The organism is Streptomyces sp. NPDC053426, from assembly GCF_055585405.1.
Window position 1 is genome coordinate 59,128 of sequence record NZ_JBVJKE010000023.1, and the last position, 12,011, is coordinate 71,138.

Consider the following 12,011-nt stretch of genomic DNA (forward strand, 5'->3'; position numbering starts at 1 on the left):
GCCGGCCGGCGGTACGTCAGACCTGCTCCAAGACCATCGCGTTGGCGAGTCCGCCGGCCTCGCACATGGTCTGCAGGGCGTAGCGGGCGCCGCGTTCGCGCATCGCGTGGACCAGGGTCGTCGTCAGCCGGGTGCCGCTGGCCCCGAGCGGATGGCCGAGGGCGACGGCGCCGCCGTGCACGTTGACCCGGGCCAGGTCGGCGCCGGTCTCCTGCCGCCAGGCCAGGACCACGCTGGAGAACGCCTCGTTGACCTCGAACAGGTCGATGTCGTCGAGCGACAGGGAGGCGCGGCGCAGCACCTTCTCGGTGGCCGGGACGACGCCGGTGAGCATCAGCAGCGGGTCGGATCCGGTGACGGCGAAGCTGTGCAGCCGGGCGAGCGGGCGCAGGCCGAGGCGGGCGGCGGTCTCGCTCGACGTGATGAGCACGGCGGAGGCGCCGTCGTTGAGAGGGCTGGCGTTGCCCGCGGTGACGTTCCACTCGATCTGCGGGAAGCGCTCGGCGAAGACCGGGTCGTGGTAGGCGGACCGCAGGCCGGCCAGGGTCTCGGTGGTGCTGTCCGGCCGTACGCACTCGTCGCGGGTGACACCGTCGAGCGGTGCGACCTCGGCGTCGAACAGTCCGGCGTTCCAGGCCTCGGCGGCCTTGCGGTGCGAGGAGACGGCGAAGGCGTCCATCTGCTCGCGGGTGATCGACCACTTGGCGGCGATGAGTTCGGCGCTGATGCCCTGCGGGACGAGCCCTTCCGGGTAGCGCTCGGCGACTCCGGGGCCGAAGGGGTCCTTGCCGGCGGGCACGTTGGACCACATCGGCACCCGGCTCATGGACTCCACGCCGCAGGCGACGACGAGGTCGTACGCGCCGGACATGACCCCTTGCGCCGCGAAGTGCACGGCCTGCTGGGAGGAGCCGCACTGGCGGTCCACGGTGGTGGCCGGGACGGTCTCCGGCAGGCCGGCGGAGAGGACGGCGTAGCGGGTGGTGTTCATGGCCTGCTCGCCGACCTGGTCGACGGTGCCGCCGATGACGTCGTCGATCAGCGCGGGGTCCACGCCGGAGCGCTCGACGAGGGCGCGCAGGGTGTGGGCGAGGAGTTCGACGGGGTGGACGTGGGCGAGGGCGCCCTGCGGCCTGCCCTTGCCGATGGGGGTGCGTACGGCTTCGACGACGACTGCGTCACGCATGGTGCGGGCCTCCTTGGCCGGGACCGGTTCAGGACGACGTACCAGTGAGTAGGAAATCCGAACTCACCATAGCCCTGTGAGTTGGAAAATCAAACCCTCCTCTAGACTCGGCCGCATGGCCGCCTCCAAAGACCCGCGCCCCTGTTCGATCGCCGACACGCTCGCACTGGTCGGCGAGAAGTACTCCCTGCTCGTCCTGCGCGAGGTGTGCCTGGGCAACGGCCGCTTCGACCAGTTGGTGCGCAACACCGGCGCTCCGCGCGACATCCTGGCCACCCGGCTGCGGCGGCTGGTCGACGCCGGGATCCTGGCCAAGCACCCCTACAGCGAGCGCCCGCAGCGCTTCGAGTACCGGCCCACCCGGGCGGGACTGGAACTGGAGCCCGTCCTGCTGACCCTCAAGGAGTGGGGCGACCGCCATCTGCACCAGGACGGCGACCTGCCCATGGTGCTCGAACACGCCTGCGGCAACGAGTTCGTCCCGGTCGTCACCTGCCGGGCCTGCGGCGACGAGGCGCGCCACGAGGACCTGACCTCGCACCCGCAGACGCCGGGGTGGACGGTGGGCGGCCCCACGGCGGCCTGAACCGCCGCTTTCCGCCGAGGCGGGGCCGTGAAGCCCCTGTGGCGGAACTGTTCATCTTGGGGCGCTACGCTTCCCCCTCGGCGCGCCTGATCATCGATCACCGCCCACGGCGGTGCGGTGCGCCGTCGCCCGTCCCACGATCGGCACTTGGACTCCGCTACCTCATGTCTTGGTTCGAATCACTCATCCTCGGACTCGTCCAGGGGCTGACCGAGTTCCTGCCCGTCTCCTCCAGCGCGCACCTGCGGCTGACCGCGGCCTTCTCCGGCTGGGAGGACCCGGGCGCGGCCTTCACCGCGATCACCCAGATCGGTACGGAGACCGCGGTCCTGATCTACTTCCGCAAGGACATCGGGCGGATCCTGTCGGCCTGGACCCGCTCGCTGACGAACAAGGAGATGCGCCGCGACCAGGACGCGCGCATGGGCTGGCTCGTCATCGTCGGCTCGATCCCGATCGGTGTGCTCGGGGTGACGCTCAAGGACCAGATCGAGGGGCCGTTCCGTGATCTGCGGCTCACCGCGGCGATGCTGATCGGCATGGGCATCGTGCTCGGCGTCGCCGACCGTCTCGCGGCACGGAGCGAGAGCGGCGGCCGGCACCGCGTGGCCAAGCAGCGCAAGGAACTCGGGGACCTGAGCGTCAAGGACGGCCTGATCTACGGCGTCTGCCAGGCCATGGCCCTCATCCCGGGTGTCTCCCGCTCCGGCGCCACCATCAGCGGCGGTCTGTTCATGGGCTACCGGCGCGAGGCCGCGGCCCGCTACTCCTTCCTGCTCGCCATCCCCGCGGTGCTGGCCTCCGGCCTGTTCGAGCTGAAGGACGCCGCGGAGGGCGGACACGTCTCCTGGGGCCCGACGCTCTTCGCGACGGTGGTCGCCTTCGCCGTCGGGTACGCGGTGATCGCCTGGTTCATGAAGTTCATCTCGACCAAGAGCTTCATGCCCTTCGTCTGGTACCGCATCGCGCTCGGCATCGTCATCATCGTGCTGGTCGCCACGGGCGCCCTCAGTCCGCACGCGGCGGAGTCGGCGGGCTGAGGCCCTGCGGGGAACACGCCTCCCCGGCGGGAACACGCCTTCCTGGCGGGAACGTGACTCGGGCACGTGACCGAAGACATACGGTGTGCGTAGCCGTCCGGTAGCGCACTGTCAGTCCCTGGCCCTAGGCTGGTCCGCATGTCCCCCGATTTAGTGACCCCTGGTTCCGTGCGGTCCGCCGCCGAGGTCAACGAGCAGATCCGCGCGCTGTGGCTGCGCGCGGGCGGCTCCCTGTCCGCCCAGGAGCGCGAGCAGTACGAACTGCTGGTGGTCGAGTGGGCGGCGGCCATCCGCGGCCGGGTCGTCAAGGCGGCCTGACCGCCCCCGCCCCCGCACCGCGGCTCAGCGCCCGCCCGCCACTCTCAGCACCGTCCCCGTGGTGTACGAGGCCTCCGGCGACATCAGCCACGCCACGGCCGCCGCGATCTCCTCGGCCTGCCCCGCCCGCCGCAGCGGAATGCTCCCGGCCATCTCCCGGACACGGTCCGGGGCCCCCATCGCGGCGTGCATCTCCGTGTCGATCAAGCCCGGAGCGACCGCGTTGACGCGGACGCCGTCCGGCCCCAGCTCCTTGGCCAGACCGAGGGTGAGGGTGTCGACGGCGGCCTTGGTCGCCGCGTAGTGGACGTACTCGCCGGGGCTGCCCAGGGTGGCGGCCCCCGAGGAGACGTTCACGATCACGCCCTCGCCCCGGGGCGTCATGAGCCGCGCCGCCCGCCGCGAGCACAGCAGCGTGCCGATGAGGTTGACGTCGACGACCCGTCGCAGGACATCCGTCCCGACCTCGGTGAACCGCCCCAGCGGCCCCGTCACCGCCGCGTTGTTCACCAGCCCCGTCAGCGGACCGAGCTCCCGCTCCGCCACCTCGAAGAGGCGGTCGACATCCGCCTCGACGGAGGTGTCCGCGCGCACGGTCACGGCCCGCGCGCCGGCCGCCCGCACCCCCTTCGCCACGTCCTCGGCGGCCTCGGCGTCCCGGACGTAGTTCACCGCCACGTCGTGCCCCTCCGCCGCGAGCCGCAGACAGGTCGCGGCACCGATCCCCCGGCTGCCACCGGTGACCACCGTGACGAGACGCTTCATGAGTACCTCCAGGCGAAGAACGCGAAGATCGCGGGACGAAGGTCCTCAGGCTCGCAGATGCGCGAGCACGTCGTCGTCGAGGGGGTAGGGACGCTCCTCGGGCAGCAGCCCGGCCGCACGGTCGAGCTCCCCCTCCCGCACCAGGGCGTGGATCTCGGCGGCGAGCGGTGTCACGTCCTCGATGCCCACGATCCACTCGTCCGCGTACCGCGCCGCCGCCTCCCCCGCGAGCCCCAGTTGCAGCGACCGGTGCGCCAGCGGGGTGAGACGCAGATCCCGCTCCGGGTCCCACTGCACCCGCGCGGGCGCCTTCCGCAGCTCCCGCTTCCAGGTGCCGCCGTCACCGTGCAGGGCGGGCACGTAGTGCGACAGACACGCGTTCCGCAGCGCCCACACGAACCCCTCCCGGCTGATCTCCACGGCCAGCACGGTCTCCTGGTCCTTCTTCGTGCCCCACCCGCAGCGGTACATCATCCACAGGAACGACGGCTTGATCCACGTCATGCGCTCCCGGCTCCAGGACGACGGGAAGCGGCCGTGGCGTGCTGCGGCACGGCCGATCTCCGGGCGGTAGGCCTGGTAGACGGTGACGGTGGTCTCGGTGTGGCGGGCGCGCACCTCGAACTTCGGGTGCCGCCCGGTCGGCTGATCGTTCACGGCGTACAGCCTCGGCCGCGCGAGGGGGCGGAGGCCAGTGAATATCCGCGCACGCCCCCTTGGCTGCGCACGTCCCATGGCCAACACTGAGCCGATGACGCAGCGTGTGGAGCTCGCGACCGTGAGGGACCGGCTGGCCGTGGACGGGCTCGTCACCGAGTACGCGGTGGCCGTGGACGACGGTGACTGGGAGGCGTACCGGGGGCTGTTCACGCCGGACGGGCGGGCGGACTACCGCTCGGCCGGCGGCATCGAGGGCAGCGCCCGCGCGGTGGCCGGATGGCTGGCGGACAGTCTCGGGGGCTTCCCCGTGCGGCAGCACCTGATCGTCAACCGGCGGGTGCGGTTCGGGGTCTGGGAGCAGGACACCGGCGACACGGCCCAGGTGCAGGCCGACTACGTCAGTCCGATGGGCCGCACCGGGCAGGACGGCGCGTCGCCCGCGCCGGACCTCATGTGCGGCGGCCGGTGCGTCTTCGCCATGCTGCGCACGGACGACGGCTGGCGGCTGAGCGAGGTGGTCGTACGGGAGAAGTGGCGCCGCCCGCCCGACCGGCGGACGGCTCCCGTGACCGGCTGACCCCGGCGCGCGCTGTCCCGGATCACCGGGGGGACGCACACTGGAGGCACCACGGGGTAGGGAGGCGCCCATGAAGACGCTCGGCCACTGGCTCGCCTCCCCCTGGCGGCGCTCGACCGTCGCCGCGGTCGTGGGCGCCCTGCCCGTCCTGGCCTTTCCCGCCCCGTCCCTGTGGTGGTTCGCCTACGTCGCCCTGGTCCCGTGGGTGCTGCTGGCCCGTACCGCTCCGACGGGGAAACGGGCGGCCTTCGACGGCTGGTGGGGCGGGTTCGGCTTCATGCTGGCCATGCACCACTGGCTGCTGCCGAATCTGCACGTGTTCACGTTCGTCATCGCCGCCCTGCTGGGCGCGCTGTGGGCGCCGTGGGGGTGGCTGGTGCGGCGGCTGCTCGGCGGGGTGCCGTCGCGCGGGCGGGTCGCGACCGCGCTCGTCGTGGTGCCGTCGGGGTGGCTGACGATCGAACTCGTCCGCTCCTGGCAGGGGCTCGGTGGCCCCTGGGGCGTCCTCGGTGCGAGCCAGTGGCAGGTGGAGGCCGCGCTGCGGCTGGCATCGGTCGGGGGGACGTGGCTGCTCAGTTTCCTGGTGGTGGTCCTGAACGTCGCCGTGGCCGTACTGGTCGCGGTCCGGCGGGCCCGGGTGCCCGCCCTGGCCGGGCTCGTCGCCACGGCCGCCGCCGCTTCCGCCGCCTGGGTGTTCTCGCCCCGGCCCGGCACCGACGACCGGGTGCGGATCGCGCTCGTGCAGCCGGGTGTCGTCGCCGGGCCCGACAGCGCGGACCGCCGCTTCGACCGCGAGGAACAGCTCACGCGCGAGCTCGTCGGGCAGGACGTCGGCCTGGTCGTCTGGGGCGAGAGCAGCGTCGGCTTCGACCTCGGGGACCGGCCCGGCCTCGCGCGGCGGCTCGCCGCGCTGTCCCGCGAGACGGGCGCCGAACTCCTGGTCAACGTGGACGCCCGGCGGTCGGACAGGCCCGGCATCTACAAGAGTTCGGTACTGATCGGCCCGGACGGTCCGACCGGCGACCGGTACGACAAGATGCGGCTGGTCCCGTTCGGCGAGTACATCCCGGCCCGTTCCCTGCTGGGCTGGGCGACCTCCGTCGGCGAGGCGGCCGGCGAGGACCGCCGGCAGGGCTCCGAGCAGGTGGTGATGGACGCGGGGAACGGGCTGCGGATCGGCCCGATGGTGTGCTTCGAGTCCGCGTTCCCCGACATGAGCCGGCATCTCGCCGAGGACGGCGCGGACGTCCTGCTCGCCCAGTCCTCCACGTCGACGTTCCAGCAGAGCTGGGCGCCCGCGCAGCACGCCTCGCTCGGCGCGCTGCGCGCCGCCGAGACCGGCCGCCCGATGGTGCACGCGACCCTGACGGGCGTCTCCGCCGTGTACGGGCCGGGCGGGGAGCCCGTCGGCCCGCGGCTCGGCACGGACACGAGCGCCGCGCGGGTGTACGAGGTTCCGCTGGCGCACGGCACCACGCCCTACGTCCGCTTCGGCGACTGGTCGCTGTACGGGGCCCCCATGGTCCTCGTGGTCTGGGGCGTCGCCGAGGTGCTGCGGGTCAGGCGGGGCGCTCGTGGATCGCTCGCAGCACCCGCTCGCACAGTTCATGGGTCGCCAGCGCGTCCCGGGCGCTGAGCACCTCGCCCGCGCGGACCGCGTCCAGGAAGGCGAGCACCGCCTGCTCGATGCCGCGCTGCCGCGACACCGGCACCCAGTCGCCGCGCCGGCGCACGGTGGGCTGTCCCTTGTGGTCGATCACCTCGGCGAGGTTGACCACCTGGCGCTTGGTGTCCTGCCCGGAGACCTCCAGGATCTCCTCGGCCGAGCCGCTGAGCCGGTTCATCACGCCGAGCGCGGTGAAGCCGTCCCCGGAGAGCTGGAGCACCACGTGGTGCAGCAGGCCGTCCTCGGTGCGGGCGCGCACGGTCACGTCGTCGACCGTGCCGGGCACCAGGAAGCGCAGGGTGTCGACGACGTGGATGAAGTCGTCGAGGATCATCGTGCGGGGTTCCTCGGGCAGTCCGACGCGGTTCTTCTGCATCAGGATCAGCTCGCGCGGGTGATCGGCGCACTGGGCGTAGCCGGGGGCGAAGCGCCGGTTGAAGCCGACGGCGAGGCTCGTGCCCCGTTCCTCGGCGAGCGCCACCAGCCGCTCGGAATCGGCGAGTTCGTAGGCGAGCGGCTTGTCGACGTACGTCGGTACGCCCGCCTCCAGGAGCCGGGTCACGATCTCCGGGTGGACCTCGGTGGGAGCGTGCACGAAGGCCGCGTCGAGGTCCTGGGCGATCAGGGAGTCGAGGTCCGCGTGGCGCCGCGCGGGCGGGAGGTGGAGGCCGTCGGCGACCCGGTCGAGGGTCGCGGGGGTGCGGGTCTGCAGGTGCAGCTCCACTCCGGGCTGGTGGGCGAGCACCGGAAGATAGGCCTTCTGCGCGATGTCACCGAGTCCGATGCAGCCGACCTTCACGGGGTGTTCTCCTCTAGCCATTGCTTTGCGTGGTGTGCTGCGAAGCATACGACTGCTGCGGCGGCCGCCAGCCGGCGATCGAGTCGAAGCCGCGCAGGAACAGGGCCGGTCCGGCCTTCGACAGCGCGGCGACCGCGTTGTCGCGTACGGCGACGCCGACGCGGTTGGTCATCAGGTTGAGGCGGGCCACCTTCACGGCCCGGCGGGCGATCCCGGTGGTGCGGGGCAGCCGGGCCGCGGTGTAGGCGGACAGGTCACCGGCGTGGTGGGCGAGGGTGATCGCGTCCTCGATGGCCTGGTTGCCGCCCTGGCCGAGGGTCGGCGGCATGGCGTGCGCGGCGTCGCCGACCAGGGCCACCCGGCCGTGATGGTAGGCGGGCAGCGGCTCGGTGATGTGGTGGACGTCGTGGCGGAGTACGTCCTCGGGGCGGGCGGCGGCCAGTACGTCGGGGACCGGGGTGTGCCAGTCGCCGTAGAGCCGCAGCAACTCGGCCCGCTCGTCGTCGGGGGCGTGCTCCCCGGCGGGCGCCACGGCGGCGGCGTAGGCGTAGACCCGGCCGTCCTTGAGCGGATGCGTGCCCCAGATGCGGCCCCGGCCCCAGGTCTCGTGGGAGGCGAACTCCACGCCGGGCAGCGGGATCACCACCCGCCAGGTGGTGAACCCGGCGTACACGGGCCCGGGGTGGCCGGGGAACAGCACGCGGCGTACGGCGGAATGGATGCCGTCGGCCGCCACCACGAGGTCGGCCTCCAGTTCGCCGTCGGGAGTGCCGACGCGGGCCGGCCGGCCGGAGTCGCCGGGGACACCGGGGTCGAGGAGGCGGGCGTCGGCAGCCGTGCGGACGGCGTCCGACGGGAGCAGTGCGGCCAGGTGGCCGACGAGGGTGGCGCGGTGCAGCAGGACGAGGGGGCCGCCGAAGCGCTCGGTCGCCGCGGCGGCGCTGGTACGGGACAGCCACCGTCCGCCGGGCGCGCGCAGCCCTCCGTCGCCCTGCCAGGCGGACAGGGCGCGGACGTCGTCGCCGAGGCCGATGACGTCAAGGCCGCGCAGTGCGTTGGGCGCCAGGGAGATGGCCGCGCCGACCGGTTCCAGGGAGCCGGCCCGCTCCAGCACCGTCACCCGCACACCGCGCCGGTGCAGGGCGGCCGCCGCGGTCAGGCCGCCGATCCCTCCGCCGATGACGATCGCCCGCTCGATCCGCGCCATGACTCCTCCTCGCACCACACTTGAACTACACCTGTAGTGAACGCAGGACTCCAACGTACTACACCCGTAGTGAGGTGGGTAGTTTGACCTCCATGTCCGTACGCACCGCAGGCGCCGCCCGTGCCGATCTCGTCGCCGACACCGCCCTCGCCCTGCTCGCCGAACGCGGGATGCGCGGGCTCACCCACCGGGCGGTCGACGAGGCGGCCGGACTCCCCCAGGGGTCCACCTCGAACCTGGCGCGCACCCGCCAGGCACTCCTCGAGCTGGCGGTACGGCGGCTCGCCGAGCGGGAGGCACGGGTTCTCGCACTGCACGAGATGCCGGATCCACGGGCCGGCGCGGGCTCCCTGCTGGACGCCATGGCACTGGCCGCGCACCGCGCGCTCACGCGGAACCGGGCGCTGACCCTGGCCCGCTACGAACTGGCCCTGGAGGCCACCCGCCGACCCGAGCTGCGGGCGTACTTCGACGCGGCCGGCGCCCGCTTCCGCGATCAGCTGACCGCCCTGGTCACCGGGCTCGGCTCCACGGACCCCGAACGCCACTCGCTGTCCCTGATCGCCTGGGCGGACGGGCTGATGTTCTCCTGCGTGGCCGGCTCCTTCAGCGCGCGCGTGCCGAGCCTCGCGGAGGTCCGCGCGGATCTGCGGGAGCTGCTGGCGGGGATGCTCGGCACCGAAAAGCCCTGGTGAAGGGGGATCGCGCTGGGCAAGGATGGCGGCATGACGATCGAGCGCAGTGAACCCGCCGTCGACGCCGACGAACGCACCATGCTGGAGGGGTGGCTCGACTACCACCGCAGCACCCTCGCCCTGAAGTGCGAAGGGCTGACCGACGAGCAGCTGCGCACCGCGTCGGTGCCGCCCTCGGAACTGTCCCTGATGGGCCTGGTACGGCACATGTCGGAGGTGGAGCGGAGCTGGTTCCGCAGGGTGCTCGCGGACGAGGACGCCGGCCCCCTGTACTACAGCGAGGCCGACCGGGACGGCGAGTTCCATCCGACCGAGGCGGACACCTGGCAGGAGGCGTACGCGACCTGGCAGTCCGAGATAGGCGCCGCCCGGCGCAACGCGGCCGGCTTCGCCCTGGACGACCCGTCCCGGGGCCGCCACAGGTTCAGCGACGATCCGTACAGCCTGCGCTGGATCTACACCCACATGATCGAGGAGTACGCGCGCCACAACGGCCACGCCGATCTGCTCCGCGAGCGCGTCGACGGCGCCACCGGCGACTGACGTCACCCGCGGCACGTCCGGAGGCCCCCGTACGGGGCGGGAGATCACCCTTGCGGGGCATGCTGTGCCTGTCCGGCCTTCCCGGGGCGGCCGGAGCCAGCAGAGTGGCGCGGGTGCATCGAACGACGACCACAGCAACGCTTCTGGTGACCGTGGCGGTCTCGGCCCTCTCGGGCTGCATGACGGTCCACCGTCCCCTCGCACCCGGACCGGCGACGGCACCGTCCCAGGGCTCGGATCCACGTCCGGTCGGGGGCGACGAGACGGAGGTCGTGCAGGCACCGGCGCGCGAGGCCCTGGAGATGATCGGCCCGTCCCGGCCCTCGAAGACGCCCGCGCCCCCGTCGCGCCGTGCCGCTCCCGAGGCCACGCCGGAGCGGGACGCACCGCCCGACGACCGGAACGGGCAGGCCCGGCCGGCCCGTCCCGGAACCGGCGGGAACGGCCGGCCGCGGCCTCCCGCGACAAAACTCCCCGACGTGGCGGAGTCGATGCGCCGCGGCTCCTCCGGCGGAACGGACGTGTGCGCGCTGGGCAGGCAGTACGGCGGCTGGCGCCCGGGCAGCCCGGAGGCGGCCATCTGCGAGAAGACGTACGGAGGCTGAACCGGCCGGAGCGGTGCCGGTCCTAGGGACGTCGTCCCGGCGGCCACCGGTCCTCGGGCGCCTGGTCCTCGTCCAGCCGGATCTCCAGCCGCCGGATGGCGGCCCGTACGCCCTCGCCGTAGCGGTCGTCGGCCAGGGTGCGGGCGGCGCCCCGGGCCCGGTGGAGATGGGCGCGGGCGGCGTCGGGGCGGCCGAGGCGGGCGTAGTCGGCGGCCAGGTTGAGCTGCAGGGACGGGTAGAACGCACGCACGGCGGGGGATTCCCCGTACGCGCCGACGCGGTCGTCCGCGGCCTCCTCGGCCGCCGTCAGCGCCCGCAGGTCCCAGGCCAGTTCGTCCTCGGGGTCGTCCTGCGTGTCGGCGAGGTAGTGGGCCAGGGTGCAGCGGTGCAGCGGGTCCCCGTGCTCGCCGATCTCCGCCCACAGGCCGAGCAACCGGTGCCGGGCCTCCTCGCGGTCCCCCGCGTGGTGCAGCATCACGACCTGACCGATCCGTGTGAGCACGGCGTCCGGCGCCGCCTGCTCCCGTCGCTCCGCCACCGCGTCCTCCGCACCGCTCGCCGACTGTCGCCCCCGACGCTAACCGCAGGCCGGGGCGATACCGGACAAGCCGCTCCGTAGCGCCGCGAGCGGGCCGGGTGCGGGGCCGACGGAGCGCTCCGCACCCGGCGGGGCGGCGTCAGCCCAGGTTCGGGACGGTCCAGTCGATCGGCTCGTGGCCCTGCGCGGCCACCGCCTCGTTGATCTGCGTGAACGGCCGGGACCCGAAGAACTTCTTCGCGGACAGCGGCGAGGGGTGCGCCCCCTTGACCACTACATGCCGGCTCTCGTCGATCAGCGGCAGCTTCTTCTGCGCGTAGTTGCCCCACAGCACGAAGACCGCCGGGTCGGGGCGGTCCGCCACCGCGCGGATCACCGCGTCGGTGAACAGCTCCCAGCCCTTGCCCTTGTGCGAGTTGGCCTCACCGGCGCGGACCGTGAGCACCGCGTTGAGCAGCAGCACGCCCTGCTCGGCCCACGGCATCAGGTAGCCGTTGTCCGGGATCGGCGTGCCCAGCTCGGCGTGCATCTCCTTGTAGATGTTGCGCAGGGACGGGGGGATCTTCACTCCCGGGCGGACGGAGAAGCACAGGCCGTGCCCCTGCCCCTCGCCGTGGTAGGGGTCCTGGCCGAGGACCAGGACCTTCACCTTGTCGTACGGCGTGGCCTCCAGCGCCGCGAAGACCTCCTCGCGGGGCGGGTAGACCGGACCGTTCGCCCGCTCCTCCTCGACGAACTCGGTCAGCTCCTTGAAGTAGGGCTGCTGCAGCTCGTCGCCCAGAACCCCGCGCCAGGACTCGGGCAGCATGGCGATGTCGGTCACGTC

15 protein-coding genes are annotated in these 12,011 nt (G+C 73.0%); 8 read left to right on the forward strand and 7 right to left on the reverse strand.

Going from position 1 to position 12,011, the window contains the following annotated elements; all coding sequences use genetic code 11:
• Positions 1 to 16: 16 nt before the first annotated feature.
• The gene (locus ACZ62B_RS33960) at positions 17 to 1,186 is read right to left on the reverse strand and encodes a thiolase family protein (protein ID WP_344561751.1); all 1,170 of its coding nucleotides are present in this window, start codon (positions 1,184 to 1,186) and stop codon (positions 17 to 19) included.
• 115 nt (positions 1,187 to 1,301) lie between these two features.
• Between ACZ62B_RS33960 and ACZ62B_RS33965 the strand changes: the two genes are divergently transcribed.
• From ACZ62B_RS33965 to ACZ62B_RS33975, 3 genes are all read left to right on the forward strand, one after another.
• Entirely contained in the window at positions 1,302 to 1,772 is a 471-nt protein-coding gene (locus ACZ62B_RS33965) for a winged helix-turn-helix transcriptional regulator (protein WP_344561749.1), read from the forward strand.
• A gap of 164 nt (positions 1,773 to 1,936) precedes the next feature.
• Positions 1,937 to 2,812: an undecaprenyl-diphosphate phosphatase gene (locus ACZ62B_RS33970; protein WP_344561747.1), complete on the forward strand. Its 876-nt coding sequence runs from the start codon at positions 1,937 to 1,939 to the stop codon at positions 2,810 to 2,812.
• Between the two features lie 138 nt (positions 2,813 to 2,950).
• Entirely contained in the window at positions 2,951 to 3,130 is a 180-nt protein-coding gene (locus ACZ62B_RS33975) for a hypothetical protein (protein ID WP_073934613.1), read from the forward strand.
• Positions 3,131 to 3,154: 24 nt separating this feature from the next.
• Here ACZ62B_RS33975 and ACZ62B_RS33980 read toward each other — a convergent pair whose 3' ends face one another.
• A complete protein-coding gene (locus tag ACZ62B_RS33980) occupies positions 3,155 to 3,895 on the reverse strand; it encodes an SDR family NAD(P)-dependent oxidoreductase (protein ID WP_344561741.1) in 741 nt (246 codons plus the stop codon).
• A gap of 45 nt (positions 3,896 to 3,940) precedes the next feature.
• On the reverse strand, positions 3,941 to 4,552 hold the full coding sequence (locus ACZ62B_RS33985) for a DUF4291 domain-containing protein (protein WP_344561739.1): 612 nt from the start codon (positions 4,550 to 4,552) through the stop codon (positions 3,941 to 3,943).
• Between the two features lie 94 nt (positions 4,553 to 4,646).
• On the opposite strand from ACZ62B_RS33985, the gene ACZ62B_RS33990 reads away from it, so the two are divergent.
• Positions 4,647 to 5,132 carry a nuclear transport factor 2 family protein gene (locus tag ACZ62B_RS33990; protein ID WP_468725348.1) on the forward strand — a complete coding sequence of 162 codons (486 nt, stop codon included), beginning with the start codon at positions 4,647 to 4,649 and terminating at the stop codon, positions 5,130 to 5,132.
• 70 nt (positions 5,133 to 5,202) lie between these two features.
• Positions 5,203 to 6,768, forward strand: coding sequence for an apolipoprotein N-acyltransferase (gene lnt, locus ACZ62B_RS33995; RefSeq protein ID WP_468883332.1), 1,566 nt, complete (start codon positions 5,203 to 5,205; stop codon positions 6,766 to 6,768).
• Here lnt and ACZ62B_RS34000 read toward each other — a convergent pair.
• Positions 6,692 to 7,597, reverse strand: coding sequence for a Gfo/Idh/MocA family protein (locus tag ACZ62B_RS34000; RefSeq protein ID WP_469693274.1), 906 nt, complete (start codon positions 7,595 to 7,597; stop codon positions 6,692 to 6,694). The two genes, lnt and ACZ62B_RS34000, sit on opposite strands and share 77 nt — an antisense overlap.
• Positions 7,598 to 7,610: 13 nt before the next feature.
• Complete coding sequence (locus ACZ62B_RS34005; RefSeq protein WP_344561731.1) at positions 7,611 to 8,804, reverse strand: FAD-dependent monooxygenase; 1,194 nt, start codon at positions 8,802 to 8,804, stop codon at positions 7,611 to 7,613.
• Positions 8,805 to 8,896: 92 nt separating this feature from the next.
• On the opposite strand from ACZ62B_RS34005, the gene ACZ62B_RS34010 reads away from it, so the two are divergent.
• From ACZ62B_RS34010 to ACZ62B_RS34020, 3 genes are all read left to right on the forward strand, one after another.
• A complete protein-coding gene (locus ACZ62B_RS34010; RefSeq protein WP_468725341.1) occupies positions 8,897 to 9,499 on the forward strand; it encodes a TetR/AcrR family transcriptional regulator in 603 nt (200 codons plus the stop codon).
• Positions 9,500 to 9,529: 30 nt separating this feature from the next.
• Positions 9,530 to 10,042, forward strand: a complete 513-nt coding sequence (locus tag ACZ62B_RS34015) for a DinB family protein (RefSeq protein WP_344561727.1) — start codon at positions 9,530 to 9,532, stop codon at positions 10,040 to 10,042.
• 113 nt (positions 10,043 to 10,155) lie between these two features.
• Complete coding sequence (locus ACZ62B_RS34020) at positions 10,156 to 10,647, forward strand: hypothetical protein (protein WP_382053228.1); 492 nt, start codon at positions 10,156 to 10,158, stop codon at positions 10,645 to 10,647.
• 22 nt (positions 10,648 to 10,669) lie between these two features.
• On the opposite strand, the gene ACZ62B_RS34025 is transcribed toward ACZ62B_RS34020, so the two are convergent.
• Both ACZ62B_RS34025 and ung read right to left on the reverse strand, forming a co-directional pair.
• Positions 10,670 to 11,185, reverse strand: coding sequence for a hypothetical protein (locus tag ACZ62B_RS34025; RefSeq protein ID WP_344561723.1), 516 nt, complete (start codon positions 11,183 to 11,185; stop codon positions 10,670 to 10,672).
• 139 nt (positions 11,186 to 11,324) lie between these two features.
• Entirely contained in the window at positions 11,325 to 12,008 is a 684-nt protein-coding gene (gene ung / locus ACZ62B_RS34030; RefSeq protein WP_073934602.1) for a uracil-DNA glycosylase, read from the reverse strand.
• Positions 12,009 to 12,011: the final 3 nt, after the last annotated feature.